Origin of the sequence: Corynebacterium sp. (assembly GCF_043426755.1) — a bacterium.
Taxonomy (GTDB): domain Bacteria; phylum Actinomycetota; class Actinomycetes; order Mycobacteriales; family Mycobacteriaceae; genus Corynebacterium.
The window spans coordinates 1-16075 of sequence record NZ_JBHWRP010000055.1 but is presented as its reverse complement, the minus strand read 5'-3'; the positions used below and the strand labels follow the sequence as shown (position 1 = coordinate 16075).

General features: G+C 61.7%; 13 protein-coding genes and 1 pseudogene. 3 read left to right on the top strand and 11 right to left on the bottom strand.

The window, feature by feature from the left end; translation table 11 throughout:
• Positions 1–118: 118 nt before the first annotated feature.
• Entirely contained in the window at positions 119–301 is a 183-nt protein-coding gene (locus ACHFGA_RS05295; protein WP_394281378.1) for a hypothetical protein, read from the top strand.
• Here ACHFGA_RS05295 and ffh read toward each other — a convergent pair whose 3' ends face one another.
• Both ffh and ftsY read right to left on the bottom strand, forming a co-directional pair.
• Entirely contained in the window at positions 302–1909 is a 1608-nt protein-coding gene (gene ffh, locus ACHFGA_RS05290) for a signal recognition particle protein (RefSeq protein ID WP_394281377.1), read from the bottom strand. It lies immediately after the preceding gene.
• A gap of 93 nt (positions 1910–2002) precedes the next feature.
• The gene (ftsY, locus tag ACHFGA_RS05285) at positions 2003–3595 is read right to left on the bottom strand and encodes a signal recognition particle-docking protein FtsY (RefSeq protein WP_394281376.1); all 1593 of its coding nucleotides are present in this window, start codon (positions 3593–3595) and stop codon (positions 2003–2005) included.
• A gap of 210 nt (positions 3596–3805) precedes the next feature.
• Here ftsY and ACHFGA_RS05280 point away from each other — a divergent pair, with 210 nt between their 5' ends.
• Positions 3806–5095 carry an HNH endonuclease signature motif containing protein gene (locus ACHFGA_RS05280; RefSeq protein WP_394281375.1) on the top strand — a complete coding sequence of 430 codons (1290 nt, stop codon included), beginning with the start codon at positions 3806–3808 and terminating at the stop codon, positions 5093–5095.
• Here the strand turns inward: ACHFGA_RS05280 and smc are convergent.
• The 8 genes from smc to gdhA are packed head-to-tail and all read right to left on the bottom strand — an operon-like array spanning position 5092 to position 14621.
• Positions 5092–8541: a chromosome segregation protein SMC gene (gene smc, locus ACHFGA_RS05275; RefSeq protein WP_394281374.1), complete on the bottom strand. Its 3450-nt coding sequence runs from the start codon at positions 8539–8541 to the stop codon at positions 5092–5094. The two genes, ACHFGA_RS05280 and smc, sit on opposite strands and share 4 nt — an antisense overlap.
• 9 nt (positions 8542–8550) lie before the next feature.
• Positions 8551–8832 carry an acylphosphatase gene (locus ACHFGA_RS05270; RefSeq protein ID WP_394281373.1) on the bottom strand — a complete coding sequence of 94 codons (282 nt, stop codon included), beginning with the start codon at positions 8830–8832 and terminating at the stop codon, positions 8551–8553.
• Positions 8833–8837: 5 nt separating this feature from the next.
• Positions 8838–10301, bottom strand: a complete 1464-nt coding sequence (locus ACHFGA_RS05265; RefSeq protein WP_394281372.1) for an alanine/glycine:cation symporter family protein — start codon at positions 10299–10301, stop codon at positions 8838–8840.
• A 33-nt stretch (positions 10302–10334) separates the two neighbouring features.
• Positions 10335–11159 carry a bifunctional DNA-formamidopyrimidine glycosylase/DNA-(apurinic or apyrimidinic site) lyase gene (gene mutM, locus ACHFGA_RS05260; protein ID WP_394281371.1) on the bottom strand — a complete coding sequence of 275 codons (825 nt, stop codon included), beginning with the start codon at positions 11157–11159 and terminating at the stop codon, positions 10335–10337.
• Positions 11152–11922: a ribonuclease III gene (gene rnc, locus ACHFGA_RS05255; RefSeq protein WP_394281370.1), complete on the bottom strand. Its 771-nt coding sequence runs from the start codon at positions 11920–11922 to the stop codon at positions 11152–11154. Before rnc ends, mutM begins: the two co-directional genes overlap by 8 nt.
• Positions 11919–12452 (bottom strand): YceD family protein, encoded by a 534-nt coding sequence (locus tag ACHFGA_RS05250; protein WP_394281369.1) that lies wholly within the window; start codon positions 12450–12452, stop codon positions 11919–11921. The genes rnc and ACHFGA_RS05250 overlap by 4 nt, the downstream gene beginning before the upstream one ends.
• A 10-nt stretch (positions 12453–12462) precedes the next feature.
• Positions 12463–13221: a DivIVA domain-containing protein gene (locus tag ACHFGA_RS05245; RefSeq protein ID WP_394281368.1), complete on the bottom strand. Its 759-nt coding sequence runs from the start codon at positions 13219–13221 to the stop codon at positions 12463–12465.
• Between the two features lie 53 nt (positions 13222–13274).
• Positions 13275–14621 (bottom strand): NADP-specific glutamate dehydrogenase, encoded by a 1347-nt coding sequence (gdhA, locus tag ACHFGA_RS05240; RefSeq protein ID WP_394281367.1) that lies wholly within the window; start codon positions 14619–14621, stop codon positions 13275–13277.
• A gap of 93 nt (positions 14622–14714) precedes the next feature.
• Between gdhA and ACHFGA_RS05235 the strand changes: the two genes are divergently transcribed.
• Positions 14715–15860, top strand: coding sequence for a glycerate kinase (locus ACHFGA_RS05235; protein ID WP_394281366.1), 1146 nt, complete (start codon positions 14715–14717; stop codon positions 15858–15860).
• Here the strand turns inward: ACHFGA_RS05235 and ACHFGA_RS05230 are convergent.
• Positions 15830–16075 (bottom strand): annotated as a pseudogene (locus ACHFGA_RS05230) (hypothetical protein); the annotation flags it as partial. The gene ACHFGA_RS05235 and the pseudogene ACHFGA_RS05230 sit on opposite strands and share 31 nt — an antisense overlap.

The following is a 16075-nucleotide window of genomic DNA, read 5'->3' as shown; positions in this document are numbered from 1 at the left end:
CCGATCGTCGGAAATATCTTCGCCTACCGCGACACCAACCACATTTCCAATCAGTTTGCCGGCTCCACGGAAGAGCTCTTGTGGGAGAGCATGCGCCCGATTCTTTCCCGAGAGTAGTATGTCTGATGGCCTGCGCGGGGTGGCGATTGCCCCGTGGACCCAGCGGCGGAATTCTTGGGTTAGCTGCCCAGCGGTGATCGGCAACGTGGTAGTCTATCGCGACGTTCACCACATCACCAACGCCTACGCGGTGTCCGCAGTCCCCCTGCTGCGGCCCTTCGTCGAACCGTTCTTCGGTTGACTACTTCCCCTTGTTCATTCGCTTCATGGCTTCACCGAAGTCGAGGTTGTCTAGGTCAATATTTTCCATGCCCTTTGGCATGGCCTGACCCGGCATACCTGGCATGCCGCCACCTTGCTCCATTTGCTGGGCAAGTTTCTGCATCTCTGCCATGTTTGGCATGCCGCCACCACGACGGTTCTTCACGGGCTTGCGCTTACCGTTTTTACCGCGACGCCCCTTCGGCTTCTTCTTCGTTGCAGAACGCCCCATCCCAGGCATGCCCGGCATACCCATTTGGTTGGCCATCTTGCTCATCATCTTCTTCGCCTCGAAGAAGCGTTCCACCAGCTGGTTCACGTCAGATACCTCGACGCCGGAGCCGTTCGCGATACGCTTTCGTCGAGAAGCGTTCAAAATCTTTGGATCCTGACGCTCGGCCGGGGTCATGCCGCGGATGATGGCCTGGATGCGGTCGATCTGCTTCTCGTCGACCATGTCTGCCATCTCGTTCATCTGCTTGCCGCCCGGCATCATCTTGAGCAGATTGCCGATCGGCCCCATGCGACGAATCATCAGCAGCTGGTCGAGGAAGTCCTCCAGCGTGAGCTCGCCGGTGCCGATCTTCATCGCGGCATCTTCGGCCTTCTGCTGGTCCATGACGGACTCAGCCTGCTCAATCAGCGAGAGCACGTCGCCCATGCCAAGGATGCGGCTGGCCATGCGGTCTGGGTGGAAGACATCGAAGTCTTCCAGCTTCTCACCGTTGGAGGCGAACAGGATTGGCTTGCCCGTGACCTCACGGATCGACAGGGCTGCACCACCGCGGGCATCACCATCGAGCTTGGTCAGCACCACGCCGGTGAAGTCCACGCCCTCGGCGAAGGCCTGGGCGGTGGTCACCGCGTCCTGGCCGATCATTGCATCGATGACGAACAGCACTTCGTCCGGATTTACTGCGTCACGGATGTTGCGGGCCTGAGTCATCAGGGTTTCGTCGATACCCAACCGGCCCGCGGTATCAATAATCACCACGTCATGCTGGGCACGCTTCGCTTCTTCCACACCCGCAAGAGCAACAGCAACCGGGTCACCATGCGAGGTCCCCATCTCATGGTCATGCGAATCAACGGACGTACCTGGGTCCGGCGCGAACGTCTTCACGCCTGCACGCTCACCGACAATTTGCAGCTGCTGCACAGCGCCCGGGCGCTGCAAGTCACAGGCCACCAGCATGGGCGTATGCCCCTGCTTCTCCAGGTGGCGGGCCAGCTTACCGGCCAGGGTCGTCTTACCAGCACCCTGCAAACCGGCCAGCATGATCACCGTCGGTGGGTTCTTCGCAAAGTGCAGACGACGAGTCTCCCCGCCAAGGATGGCGGTCAGTTCCTCGTCAACGATCTTAATAACCTGCTGCGCAGGGTTTAGCGCCTCAGAAACGTCCGCGCCCATGGCGCGTTCCTTCACGCGCTTGATGAAAGCGCGGACGACGGTCAAAGACACGTCGGCTTCTAGTAATGCGATGCGGATTTCCCGGGCAGTGGCATTAATGTCTGCCTCGGTGAGCTTGCCCTTGCCGCGCAGGCCCGACAGAGCTGTTTGGAGGCGGTCGGACAGTGACTCGAACACGCTTCAACACTCCCTTAAGTAGCTAATAGATAATGCACCTAGCCTAGCGTGTCGCCGCCCCCTTGGTCACATTGCACTCGTCGAAAAGCGAGGTTAACCCAGCAGCGCGTCGACGAATCCCTCCACCTCAAAAGGTGCAAGGTCATCCGCGCCCTCGCCGAGGCCCACCAGCTTGACCGGCACGCCCAGCTCTTCCTGGACCTGGAAGACGATGCCGCCCTTCGCGGTGCCATCCAGCTTGGTCAGCACAACACCGGTGATGTCCACGACATCGCGGAAAACGCGCGCCTGAGTGAGGCCATTTTGGCCGACGGTCGCGTCCAGCACCAGCAGCACCTCGTCGACATTGGATTTCTTATCGACGACGCGCTTGACCTTTCCCAGCTGGTCCATCAAACCGGTCGATGTGTGCAGGCGGCCGGCGGTATCGATTAGCACGACGTCTGCCTGTTCCTCCACGCCCTTAGCCACAGCATCGAACGCGACAGAGGCCGGGTCCGCGCCTTCCTTGCCACGCACGGTGGTCGCTCCGACGCGGCGTCCCCAAGTCTCCAACTGGTCTGCGGCCGCGGCACGGAAAGTATCCGCTGCACCGAACAGGACGCGGTGGCCCATCGCCACCAGCACGCGGCCGAGCTTGCCCGTCGTTGTGGTCTTGCCCGTACCGTTCACGCCAACGACGAGGACCACGGCAGGCTTGCCGTCGACCGGCATCGCCTTGATCGAGCGATCCATGTCGGGGCCGCCCGCTTCGATGAGAGTCTCGCGCAGCATCGCACGCGCTTCATCTTCGCTGCCCACGCCACGCTCAGCGATCTTCTCACGGAGCTGGTCGGTGACGCGCATCGTCAGATCCGCGCCCAAGTCAGCCATGATGAGGGTGTCTTCGATCTCCTCCCAGGCATCCTCGTCCAAGTCACCCGCGGTCAGAATGCCCAGCAGGCCCTGACCGATAGCGTTCTGCGAACGAGACAACCGACCACGCAGACGGCCGATGCGACCCGCCGCGGGGGCAATGTCGTCGAGCGGCTCTTGCGGTGGCGCAGGTTCCCCTTCAGGGGCCGGAGTTTGCTCGCGCGCCTGCTCCGCTACTTCCGCGGTCACCTGCGCGATGTCAGCTGCCTCTTGCGCCTCTTCTTCTGGAGTCAGCGCTTCATCTTCTTCGACCTGCTTTTCGACGTCCACCTCCGTCTCGGGGTCCTCAGCGTGCTCCTCCGCTAGATCCTCAAAAAGAGGGGCTTCCTCCTCTACCGGCTCCTCGATTGCCGGGGAGTCATCGTCGTTAAGCACCTCGACCGCCTCGGCAGCGTCATGAGTGAGCTCAACATCCGGCTCATTTTCTGCAGCTGCAGAATCTACAGGGGCAGTTTCCGGCTCAACTTCCGGCTGCTTTTCTGCAGCTGCAGAATCCTCAGTAATATTTTCGGTCGGCGTTTCCACGCGGCGTGGCTCAACCGGCTCCGCTTCCTTCTCAGGCGCTGTCGCTGGGGCGAAGTTAAACCCGCCCACGGCCTGGTAATTGCCCGATTTCTCCTGCTGCGTCAGCTCCTTCTGCTGCTCTTCTTTCTTCTCGAAGGAGACAGTCTTTGACTTCTTTCGGTTGTTGCCAACGATCACGATTATGCCCACGATGATGAGCAGCACGACGACGATGGCGACGATAATCCAGAGAAGATTCATATCCATGCTGTCTATAGTGCCAGGTTTTTGGGTTTTCGCACCAATAAGAGAACCCTTTTCGCTATTTTTCTCAACCCGGAAATTCTGCAGCTGCAGAAGTCTGCCCCTTCAACGCGGGCAAAGCTTCTTCGCCAAGCCAATGTCGTACACGTATTCTATAATGTCATAACAGCCACATTTTAGGCCCACTACCAGCAACTTTTCGGGGATTTAAAAATGACTAACACGAACGTACTTTCGCCAACGCCACAGATTTCTACAAGCCCGTTAGCGGAGTGCACAAATGCAGAAATTATCGATACGCTTCTTGAATGCGAGCATGCCCAACGCATGACACGCGCAGAGTTTTTGGTCGCGCTCGAGCAGTTTCATACCCGCAACCTCCATGCCGATCAGGGGGCATCATCAACTGTCGCGTGGGTGTGTCGAACCCTTGACCTGAGGCCGAAGACGGCCTACGAGTACATCAACGTCGCCGTGAAAATGGTCAATTTTCCTTTATTGGTACAGCATTTTCGGCGCGGCGATCTTAGTTATTCCGTTGTTCGCTTCTTACTGAAATACATCACCCACGACAATGAAGCGGAGCTGGTTGACCTGGCCTTAAAGCTTAATTTAGCCAACCTTGAGCACGCTCTTGCAGGTCACGAACCTAACGATGGCCCCGAACCCGAACAAGATTATGTCCGCCTTCGCAACCGCGATGACGGAGGAATCAACGTGCACATCAGCTTAAATCCCGCCGACGCCGCCGCTTTTCTCGCTGCACTCAAGATCGGTGAGCTGAGCTTTACGACGACCACCCCTACCGAAGACGCCGACATCAACGAGGAGAACCAACCCGAACATTTACCGTCGCGGTTTGGCATTACCCCTGCTCGCGCTATGTTGTCGTCCCTGCAAGGCATGATCAATATCGTGCGCAACAACCCCGGTGTGGCGAAGCGCGCACCGGGCGCGCAGGTCAACATCATGATGACGCAAGACGGCCACGCCTTCCTCCCCTTTCAGCCCAAGGCAGTGGCCTCCAAGCTGGCGAACATCGCGGGCAATGCCATTCAGCGGGTCCACCTTCTCAACGACAAGGGGCTCACTCTGAACGTCAGCCGCAGCACCAGGTTTGCCTCCGATGCACAGCAAAAGGCGCTGCTGGCAGCGTGGAACTTCACATGCGCCACGCCCGGATGTGATCACACGAACTGGATCGAGTTCCACCACATCCGTGAGTGGTGCGAAGGAGGGGAAACGTCCGTCGACAACATAATCCCACTCTGTTCGCGCTGCCATTCGCTGGTCACAGAAGGAATCATGAAGATCGAAGCTCATGCAGATGATATTTTCTTCGTCTTCCCGGATGACACCTGCTTCGTATCCCGCAATCGTGGGCTGCCGGAACGCACCACTATGGAGGAGTACTTAAGCCGCCAGACCACAGATTTCGGCGATATCGGCAGTTTCGACGATGCCGTACTGGAAGAGGCGGAAGGCGGTGTGATGTACAGCTAGTTCGGTGCTGGGCTCATCCGCTGGGAGAGCACGCGGGTCACACCGTCGCCGCGCATGGTCACGCCATAAAGCACGTTGGCCACGTCCATCGTAGGTTTCTGGTGGGTAATCACGATCAGCTGCGAGTCCTCGCGCAACTCCTTTAACAGGGCGATCAGGCGACGAAGGTTGACATCGTCCAGCGCGGCCTCCACCTCGTCGAGGACGTAGAACGGTGATGGGCGCGCTCGGAAGATGGCTACCAGCAACGCCAGCGCGGTAAGCGACTTTTCGCCACCGGAGAGCAGCGACAAACGCTTCACCTTCTTGCCGGGCGGGCGTGCTTCAATCTCGATGCCGGTTGTCAACATGTCGTCCGGGTCAGTGAGCAGCAGACGTGCCTCGCCGCCAGGAAACAGCGTGTTGAACACCTTCGGGAACTCGGCTTCGACGTCATGCCAGGCGTCGGTGAAGAGCTGCAGGATCTGCGCATCGACTTCGTCGATCACATCGCTTAAGTCCTTGCGAGCCTGAACAACATCATCGAGTTGGGTGGAGAGGAAACTGTAGCGCTCCTCCAGGGCCTTGTATTCCTCCAAGGCAAGCGGGTTAACTTTGCCCAGCGCGGTAAGGTCTTTCTCGGCCTGCTTGAGGCGTTTGGTCTCCTCGGCTTCGTCGAAGTCCTCACCAGGGGTGTAACCCTCCAGCAAGTCGGTGATCGCGATGCCTAACTGCTCCGTGATCTTCGTTTCGGCCTCGTCGATACGCACCTGCGCCTGGGAACGCGCGATGTCCGATGAATGTGCGTTGTCGGTCAGGCGCGAGAGCTGCTGGCGGGTGGCGTTGACCTTATCGCGTGCCTGGGCGTGCTGCGACTGCAAGCTTTTCACCTGCGCGGACAGCTCGTCACGGGAAGTGGTTGCGCGCTCGAGGGCATCGTCGATCCGTGCAACAAGGTCGCGGGCGTGCCCGGCTACGGTGTGTGCCAGCTCGGCTTGGGCTTTACGACGGGCCATCGCCGCGTCGTGGCGCGCTTTCGCTTGGCGTTCGTGTTCTGCTTGACGGCGCAGCGCGTCCCCCTTGCCGGCGACTTGTTCCGCATTCTGGGTTGCGGTGCGCGCCTGCAAGGTGGCCTCCATCTCCATGCTCTTGACCTGTGCCAACGCACCCGAAGCCTCGTCGCGGCCCGCGGTCGAGGGCTCCTCGGGGGCATCGGTGTCGTCGACACGCGAGAGGCGGTCGCGGGTTTCAGCCAGTTCCTCGCGACGGCGGGTGAGGCGGACTTCGGCCTCGGTGGCACGCTCGGCGGCGCGCTCATGCTCGGACTTGTTCACCTCATATTGTTTAATCAGGCGCTGGTGGTCGCGCTGCCATGCCTCGACGTTGGCGTCGTGCTCGTTGAGTGCCGCGCGTGCCGACGCCGCCGCGACGCGCGCATCCTCAGCAGAGAGTTTCGCGCCTTCCAAAGTGCCGGAAAGCTCCTCAAGCTGAGCGCGGGCCGTGGCGAGTTCTTCGCGGGCTGCCTCGATCTGGGCGGTGACCTCCACGGCACTGGCCTGCCCGCTACCAGCGGCGACCCACCCCTCGCCCACCAGAACGCCGGCCGGGGTGACAGCACGCAATCGAGGATCCTCCTCCACGGCGGTGCGAGCGTGGGGAAGATCGTCGGCAAGCACCACATCGACGAGCAGGCGCGCAACGGGGCCGGTGATCTCGTCGGCAAGCGTGACATGATCCAGCAGCCAGGACGTTCCCGCAGGCAGGGTGCCGTCTAAGCGCCAGGAGCGCCCGCCGGCGGTATCGATAACGATGGTGCGTGAAGCATCAGCAAGCGTATCGACGACCGACTGGTCCACCTGGCCAGCCACCGCCTCCGTGTAGGGGCCCAACGCCGCGGCCAGCGCTTTCTCCACGCCTTGCTCCGCACGCACCAGGCCGGCAAGCGGACCATATCCCTCGCCGAGGGCCTCCGTACCGCTGGCCGTGGGTGCCGACTCTTCCAAAGTGGAAATGCGGGACTCCAAAGAGTACACGGCCCGTTCGCGCTCACGTTGGGCATCGCGGAGCTGGTCAAGGCGCTTATCGGCTGCCGAAGATTCAGTGGCGGCGCGGACGTGGTTCTCATCCAGTGGGCCGCGTTCGTCGTGAAGTGCCTGTAAAGTCCGACCCACTTCGGTGGCCTCGGCGTCGGCGTCGCGGGTGCGTGTCCGGGTTTCCTCCAGCGTTTCGTTCAAACGCGCGATCTCGTCCTCTGCCGCCTCGACCGCCCCGGCCTGCGATTCCTCCTGGGCCAGCAGGCGGACAACGCCTTCGCGGCGGTCGGCGATCGCGCGGACCTGCGCCATGTGCTCCGCCTCAGCGGCATCGGCGGCCTCCTGGCGGGCGGCGACTTCCTCGCGGATGGACTCAAGGCGTTCCGCGGCTTCTTCTGCAACCATGAGAGCCTCTTGATACTGCTCATCGGCGACCGCGGCGCGAGCCAGCAGCTCGTCTGGATCCTGGCCGGAATAGGCCACCTGGGCGCCCACGTTCGATGCGCGCTCGGTGGCAATGCGGACGGTCGCGCTCACGCGTTCCGCCAAGGTGGACAGCTGGAACCACAACTGCTGGGCCTGCTCCGCCTGCGGCGTGACCTGTTGCTGCTGTGCCTCAATCGCCTCCTGGGCTGCGGTGAACTCCTCCAGGTTCTCGGTGACGGTTTCCACCTGCTCTGCCAAAAGCTCGGCGTTGCGGGCGGCGTCGTTCAGTTTGGCGCGCAGCTCCACCACCTGGTGGCCGGCCAGTTTCAGGCGCGCGTCACGCAACGTGGCCTGCACCGTTGCCGCACGTTGCGCCGCCTCAGCCTGCCGTGCCAAAGGTTTGAGCTGCTTGCCCAACTCATCGGTGAGGTCCTGCAGGCGGTCCAGATTCGCCTGCATGCCGGTCAACTTGCGCTGCGCCTTCTCTTTTCGGCGGCGGTGTTTGAGCACGCCCGCTGCCTCCTCGATATAGGCGCGGCGCTCCTCGGGTTTTGATTCCAGAATCTCGCTGAGCTTGCCCTGGCCGACGATGATGTGCATCTCGCGGCCAATACCGGAATCGCTGAGCAGCTCCTGAATATCCATCAGGCGGGCCTTGGAACCATTGATCTCATACTCGCTGGCGCCATCGCGGAACATGCGCCGCGTGATGGCTACTTCGGTGTACTCGATCGGCAAATGGCCATCCGAGTTATCGAAAGTGAGGGTGACTTCCGCACGTCCCAACGGTTTCCGGTCGCCTGCACCGGCAAAAATGACGTCCTGCATCTTGCCGCCGCGCAGGTTTTTCGCCCCCTGCTCCCCCATCACCCACGCGATTGCGTCCACAACATTCGACTTACCAGAGCCATTCGGCCCGACCACGGCACAGATGCCGGGCTCAAATTTCATGGTCGTCGCAGACGCAAAAGACTTGAATCCCTTAAGCGTCAACGATTTTAGGTGCACTGCAGCATCCTAACATTCACGGAAACCTTGCTCCCCGCGTGGCTCGGAGAAGTGCGTGATCACAGTGTCCACTCGGCCCGGGCGCCCGGCGGTGGAGGGGTCTTCGTCGAGAAGCGAAAGAAGCTTATCGACGAGCGCCTGTTCCCCTTCGGCGACGACCTCGACGCGGCCGTCGCGCAAATTCCTCGCGTGTCCGGTGAGCCCAAGTTCGAGGGCGCGGGAGCGGGTCCACCACCGGAAGCCAACTCCTTGGACGTGGCCGTGGACAAAGGCGGTAACTCGTGTGCTCATGAGACCTATTTTATGATGTCGTGGTCACTGCGGCGGGTCACCGGGTCAGATCCGTCCCAGAACTCCACATTCTTCAGCTCTGGGATCATGTCGCGGTGGAACACGGGGTCGAGGCCGGCGGAACGCTGCTCCGAGTAATTCTTCAACAGCTTGATGGCCACCCCGCCAAGCGGGACGATGGCAACCAGGTTGATGAATACCAGCGAGGCGGCGAACGTGTCGCCGAGCGCCCACACCAGCGGGATCGAGCCGACCGCGCCGAAGAAGACGAAGCCGATCACTGCGACGCGGAACAGGTTCATGACCAGCTTGGACTTGGTCAGGTACTCAATATTGGCCTGTGCCAAGTAGTAATTGCCGATGATCGAGGAGAACGCCAAGAAGAAGAGGATGAAGGTGACGAAGTGGATCGCCCAATCACCGACAGAATCGGCAAGCGCTGCCTGGGTCAGCGAGGCACCCTGCACTTCTTCCCCGTACACCGGCTGGGGGCCGAGCAAAATGATAAAGGCGGTGATGGAGCACACCACGATGGTGTCGAAGTACACGCCTAGTGTCTGCACGAGGCCCTGCTTGACGGGGTGGGACACCGTTGCGGTCGCCGCAGCGTTCGGGGCGGAGCCCATGCCGGCCTCATTAGAAAACAGGCCACGGCGCACACCGTTCATGAAAGCGGCGCCCAGGGTCGCGCCCGCGATCTCCTTGATGCCCAGCGCGTGGGTGACGATGTCGACGAACATGCCCGGGATCTCGTTGATATTCACCAGCAGCACGATCGCGCCCATGATGATGTACGCACCGGCCATGAACGGAACGATGATCTGGGTTGCGTTGGCGATACGGGTGACACCACCAAAAATGATCGACGCCGTCAACAGCGCCACGATCCCGCCGACGATCAGCTTGAAGGTCAAGGAGTCCGCGTCCAGGGACGTGCCCATGGACTCAACGATGGAGTTGGTCTGGATCGCGTTGTAGACAAAGCCGTAGGTCACGGCGAGGAACACGGCGAAGATGGTGGCCAAGGGGGTCCAGCCCAGGCCGCGCGTCATGTAGTAGGCCGGGCCTCCGTGGTAGTTGCCCTCGTCGTCCTTGGTCTTCCACAGCTGCGCCAGCGTGGATTCGACGAAAGAGGTCGCGCCACCCACGATGGCGATCAGCCACATCCAGAACACGGCACCGGGCCCGCCGAGGGAGATCGCCACGGCCACGCCGGCCACGTTGCCCGTGCCGACACGCGAGGCCGCGGAGATGGTGAACGCTTTGAACGCGGAGATGCCGCCATAGTCTTCGTCCTGGTCGCTCGTCGGCTTTTCGACGACCGCCTTGAACATGTCGGGCAGCATGCGGACCTGCACCAGAATCGTCCTGATGCCAAAGTAAATCCCCGCGGCGATGAGCACCCAGGGGACAACCATCCAGAGGTTGTCATTGATCGTCGTAGTGACGAAGCTTTCAAGCCATTGCATGAGGAAATCTTAATACCGCACACCGAACCATTGCTAAAGAACCTGGCAATTGGCGCAAAAATAGCTCGAACGGCCATTGACCTTGGTCCGCACGATCGGCTGTCCGCACCGCGCGCACGGCTCATCGAGCTGCCCGTAGGCATTCAAAGAACGGGAGAAATAGCCGCTAGCCCCATTCACGTTCACGTATAAAGCATCGAAACTGGTGCCACCTTGTTCCAGCGCACGCGCCATCACCTCGCGTGATTCCTCAAGCAGGCGCACAGCGTCGCGCTGCCTCAAGGCACGGGCCTTCCGCGTCGGCTTCACACCTGCGGCCCACATTGCCTCGTCGGCATAGATCGACCCGATACCAGACACGATCCCCTGGTCAAGAAGCACCGTCTTCACCGCAGAATTCTTCTTCCGCATCGCGCGCGCTGTCTCCACCACGTCGAAGGCAGGCTCAAAAGGGTCGGGAGCGATATGGGCCATCGTCGTGGGGATGCCCTCGTCGTCAAGCGCCGTGTACTGCCAGTAACCGAACGTGCGCTGATCGACGAAACACAGCTCGCGCGGGCCCATGTCAGCACGAATGCGCAGGTGGGGGCTGGTGACGTCGCCGTGCGTGCCGACGAGCATCTGGCCACTCATACGCAGGTGGATCACCAAGGCGTAGCCGTCAGACAATTCGAACCAGAGGTACTTGCCCCGGCGGCGCACCGCGTCGATGGTCAGACCGGGAAGTATGGCGGTCAGGTCCACATCGTTGTCGCGGGCGGCGCGCGGGTGCAACACCTCAACAGAGCGGAAGGTGAGCCCGCGCACGTGCTCCTCGAGGCCGCGGCGTACCACTTCCACTTCGGGAAGCTCAGGCATCGGCAGTCCCGGCGACGCTAGCTGGGTGATCCCGCAGGAAAAGCACGGCCTGGCGGGCTGCTTCCTGTTCCGCGAGCTTCTTATTCGGGCCTACGCCCTGGCCCCGGGACGTGCCACCGACCAGGACATCGGCGGTAAACGTGAGGTCGTGCTCGGGACCAACACTGGTGGCGGTATACACGGCGGTCGGCGCCTTCAGCTCGGCCAGGCGCTCCTGCAATGTCGTCTTCCAGTCCTGGTGGCGGCCGGTGGCGCTGGCGGTGTGGATCTTCTCGTCGAAAAGTCGCAGGATCACGTCGCGGGCGGTCTCGAAATCGTGCTGGCGGTAGATCGCACCAAACAGTGCCTCCGTGGTGTCGGCCAGGATCGAATCCTTGTTGCGGCCGTCGGTGACCACCTCGCCATGACCCAGCAGAATGTGCGGGCCCAGCTCGATCTGGTGGGCGATGTCCGCCAGCCCATAACGCGACACGATGGAGGCGCGCATCTTCGAAATATCGGACTCCGGGCGCGACGGGTACACCTCATACAACTTGGTGGCTACCGAAAGACCCAACACGGCGTCGCCGAGGAACTCGAGGCGCTCATTGTTCGGCAGGTTGCCATTCTCGTTGGCGAAACTGCGGTGGGTCAACGCCAGACGCAGGTGCTCGTCGTCGATGGCCACCCCAAGGGCCTTCAGCAGCGGACCGTGGTCCACCGCCTCGTAGGCCTGCTGCCACGCCTGCTCGCCCGTGATCTTGCGTTTGCGTGATCTGCTCACAGGAACTTCTCCAGGCCAGCCCAGCGCGGATCGACCCGCTCCTCCTCGCCCGAGACTCCATCCGGCTCCGGAACGTCCGTTTCAGCGCAGCTTGGCTGGCAGGTCGGATTGAACGGGAGGGACAAGCCGGCTTCGTCGACGAAGGCCTGCTCAAGGTCGACGGTGTCGTCGGGTGCGACGTACTTCACCTCATCGCCAGAGCCCTTATCTTCGTCGTCTTCGGCGTCCCCGCTGATGAAATCATCGTCGGTGGAAAAGACCTGGCTGATACTCAGCGCCTCGGTCGGGGTCAGGGGTGCCAGGCAGCGCACGCACTCGCCCTCAAGCTGGGCGGTTGCGGTGGCGTCGACAAGCACGCCAGAACCCAGGTTCGTCACCGTTGCTTCGACAGTGACCTCGCCCCCTTCGGGGATGGCGATCATTTCCGGCCCGATGCGCGAAGGCGAAGGGCCGGTCGCAGTAATGTCCAGTGGCATGCCGTCAGAGCGAAACGCGTCTGCGACGTTCAGTACAAAAGGATTGGTTGCCATACGCCCTACCCTATTCGGAACGTGGGCGACGGGTACGCTCCGGGCGCTCATAACGGTGGTAGGGGTCCGTACGCTGGCTACCAGATACGCCGGCGCCTCGTCGTAAAGCGCTGCGATCGCGCGTCACAGTCCGCAGGATGCCGGACAGGGACTCCTCAAATTCGCCCAACTTCGTATCGACGAAATCATCGCACTCGGTGCGCAGACGGTTGGACTCGGTGTGCGCGCTTTCGACGATGCGGTGCGCTTCCTCGTCGGCACGCTTCATCACCTCAGACTCGGAGACAAGACGCTCCTGCTCCGCCAAGCCCTCGGCCACGGAACGCTCGTAGGACTCGTTGCCCTCCTGGGCGAGCCGATCGGCCTCTGCCTGGGCGTTCTGGACGGTGTAATTGGCCTCTTCGTTTGCGCGATTGACGGTATCCGCGGCCTCGTCCTGAGCCTGTGCCACCATCGCGGTGGAACGGTGCTGTGCATCCGCCAGCATGTCCTGCGCCTCATTGTGCGCCTCGCCGACGATGCGCTGCGACTCCTCCTCCGCGTCCGCGATGAGACCATCGGCGCGCTCCTGGGCGCCGCGCAGAATTTCGTCCTGCTTGTCCAGCACGTCCTGGGCGTCGTCGAGTTCGACGGGCAGTGCGTTGCGCAGGTCATCAAGCAGGGCCAGCATGTCGTTGCGGGGCACCATGCAGTTGGCGGTCATCGGCACACCGTAGGCCTGCTCTACCGTGTGTACGAGTTCATCCAGAGATTCAAAGACGCGATACATGCACCCAAGAGTACTGCTTAACGACGAAACAGTGCTCGCCCGACACGAAGAATTTACACAACACCTTGAGCAAGCATTGCGTCAGCAACCTTCTTGAAGCCGGCGATGTTCGCGCCGAGGATGTAGTCGCCCTCGCGGTCATACTCCTTCGCTGTGGCCTCACAGCGCTGGAAGATGTTCGACATGATCTTGTGCAGGCGCTGGTCCGTGTACTCGAAGGACCAGGAATCGCGCGAGGCGTTCTGCTGCATCTCCAAGGCGGAAGTGGCCACACCACCGGCATTCGCCGCCTTGCCCGGCGCGAACTTGACCTTGGAGCGGCGGAATACCTCGACGGCTTCCGGCGTGGAGGGCATGTTGGCACCCTCGGCGACGTACTTCACGCCGTTGTCCACCAGCATCTGCGCGTGCTCGCCGCTGAGCTCGTTCTGGGTGGCGCATGGTAGCGCGACGTCAGCCTCGAGGGACCAGATGGATCCCTCGGTGTGCATGGTCGCATTCTCTGCCTCTTTGACGTACGTGGAGACGCGTTCGCGACGCTTCTCCTTGATGTCTTTGAGCAGTTCGACGTCCACGCCGTCTGGGGTGTGAATCCAGCCGGAGGAGTCGGAGAAACCAACCACCGTGGCGCCCAGCTCTTGGGCCTTTTCGATGGCGTAGATGGCCACGTTGCCGGAGCCGGACACGATGACTTTGGCGCCGTCGAGGGATTCACCGTGCGAGCGCATCATCTCGTTAGTGAAGTAGACGGTGCCGTAGCCGGTGGCCTCGGTGCGCACGAGCGAGCCGCCCCAAGTCAGGCCCTTGCCGGTGAGCACGCCGGACTCGTGCTGGTTGGTCAGGCGGCGGTACTGGCCGAAGAGGAAACCGATTTCGCGGGCGCCTACACCGATATCGCCTGCGGGGACGTCGCGGTACTCGCCGATGTGGCGGTGCAGCTCCGTCATGAAGGACTGGCAGAAGCGCATGATCTCACCTTCCGAGCGGCCCTTCGGGTCGAAGTCGGAGCCACCCTTGCCGCCGCCGATGGGCAGACCGGACAGGGAGTTCTTGAAGATCTGCTCGAAGCCCAAGAACTTGATGATGCCCAGGTTGACTGATGGGTGGAAGCGCAGCCCACCTTTGTAGGGGCCGAGTGCGGAGTTGAACTGGACGCGGAAGCCACGCGCAACGTGCACGTTGTTGTTGTCGGAGATCCATGGTACACGGAAGATCACTTGGCGCTCTGGTTCGCAGAGTCGCTGGATGAGGCCGTAGTCGGCGTAGTGTGGATCCTTTTCCAGGACGATCTTCAACGAGTCCAGCACATCGGCGACAGCCTGGTGGAACTCCGGCTCGCCCGCGTTGCGCTTGAGCAGTTTGCTGTAATAGCCAGAAACCAGCTCTTCAGTCTTGGTCATGCCGTTCCATCCTTCACGTTTACTTGCGTCAACTATGGAAAATCATTTTTCCTTCCTAACTGGAGTTTCGCAAGTTGTTCTACACTGATTCCCATGACTGATTCAGCCCCTAGCCCGCTTGACTCGCTTGCCGACGATCCCACCATCGTGATCGCCCCAGATTCTTTCAAAGGAACCGCCACTGCCTCCGAGGCTGCGCAGTGGCTTGGTGAGGGGGTGCGGCAGATCATCGCGAACGCGGAGATTGTCATCGCGCCCATGGCTGACGGCGGCGAAGGCACCTCTGAGCTTTTCGAGGGCGATCACATCACGCTGCCCACCACGGATGCGGCCGGCCGCCTCACCGAGGCCACCTATACCTACGATGCTTCGCTGACTACTGCCTATATTGATGTCGCCGCAGCTTCCGGCCTGCCCGCGGTCGCGGATGCGCCGGTGGCTGCCACCGGAGACACCTACGGAACCGGTGTGCTCATCGCGGACGCGCAGACCCGTGGCGCAACCCGCATCGTGCTTGGTTTGGGTGGGTCCGCCACGGTCGACGGCGGCACCGGCATCTTGGTGGCGCTGGGCATTAACCCCATCAACAAGGAGGGCTACACCCTGCGCAAAGGGGGCGCCCACTTAGGCGAGCTGCACGATTTTGACACCGCCAAAATGAATATTCCGGCCGCCGCGGTGGACTGGGTGCTGGCAGCCGATGTCACTTCCCCCGTCACCGGCCCGCAGGGCGCGGCTCACGTCTTTGGCCCACAAAAGGGCGCCACAGAGGAAGAGGTACAGCTTCTCGACGAGGGACTGGCCCGCCTGTGCGAAGTCACCGGAATCGATCCCACCGCTGCCGGCTATGGTGCCGCCGGCGCCATCCCCGTGGGCGTGAGCTGGGTGTCGCAGCTGCTGCATGGTACCGACAAGCACGTGCACCTGGTCTCGGGCGCGCGCTTGGTCGCCGACGCACTGGACCTGCCAGAGAAGTTACAGCAGGCCTCTTTAGTAATCACGGGTGAGGGCAAGTACGACGAGCAGACCGCCACCGGAAAGGTTGTGGACGTCGTCGCACAGCTCGCGGCCGAAGCAGACGTACCCGTAGCCATCGCCGCCGGGAAGTTGGAGGCTGACGCGCCTGCCGGTGCGATCGCCGTCGAGCTCGAGCCAGACCTTGACGTGGCTGAGCAGTTGCGCCGCGCTGGTGCGCAGATCGCGGTGGATTACCTCAATATTTCCACGGTCCACGGGTAGAGCGAGGGAAGTTCGAAGTCTGTCTCGCGCTCCAATGCCACAGGATCGGCCGGCAGGTCCGCCTTTGGGGTGAGGATGCGAGACAGCCCCATCGCCAGCTGGTTATAGGAGCGCACATTGTCTGCTGTGACGATGATGCGGTGCATGCTGGCCTCGTCCGGGTCTTCGCCGCGCTCATCGCGGTAGACGTTGCGCAGCTGCTCCACCGTAAAGTC

Excerpts from the sequence above, each read along its gene's own strand:
- ACHFGA_RS05295 (WP_394281378.1), top strand. The coding sequence starts at position 119 with ATGTCTGATGGCCTGCGCGGGGTGGCGATTGCCCCGTGGACCCAGCGG.
- ftsY (WP_394281376.1), bottom strand. The coding sequence starts at position 3,595 with ATGGATATGAATCTTCTCTGGATTATCGTCGCCATCGTCGTCGTGCTG.
- ACHFGA_RS05280 (WP_394281375.1), top strand. The coding sequence starts at position 3,806 with ATGACTAACACGAACGTACTTTCGCCAACGCCACAGATTTCTACAAGC.
- ACHFGA_RS05270 (WP_394281373.1), bottom strand. The coding sequence starts at position 8,832 with ATGAGCACACGAGTTACCGCCTTTGTCCACGGCCACGTCCAAGGAGTT.
- ACHFGA_RS05265 (WP_394281372.1), bottom strand. The coding sequence starts at position 10,301 with ATGCAATGGCTTGAAAGCTTCGTCACTACGACGATCAATGACAACCTC.
- mutM (WP_394281371.1), bottom strand. The coding sequence starts at position 11,159 with ATGCCTGAGCTTCCCGAAGTGGAAGTGGTACGCCGCGGCCTCGAGGAG.
- ACHFGA_RS05250 (WP_394281369.1), bottom strand. The coding sequence starts at position 12,452 with ATGGCAACCAATCCTTTTGTACTGAACGTCGCAGACGCGTTTCGCTCT.
- ACHFGA_RS05245 (WP_394281368.1), bottom strand. The coding sequence starts at position 13,221 with ATGTATCGCGTCTTTGAATCTCTGGATGAACTCGTACACACGGTAGAG.
- gdhA (WP_394281367.1), bottom strand. The coding sequence starts at position 14,621 with ATGACCAAGACTGAAGAGCTGGTTTCTGGCTATTACAGCAAACTGCTC.
- ACHFGA_RS05235 (WP_394281366.1), top strand. The coding sequence starts at position 14,715 with ATGACTGATTCAGCCCCTAGCCCGCTTGACTCGCTTGCCGACGATCCC.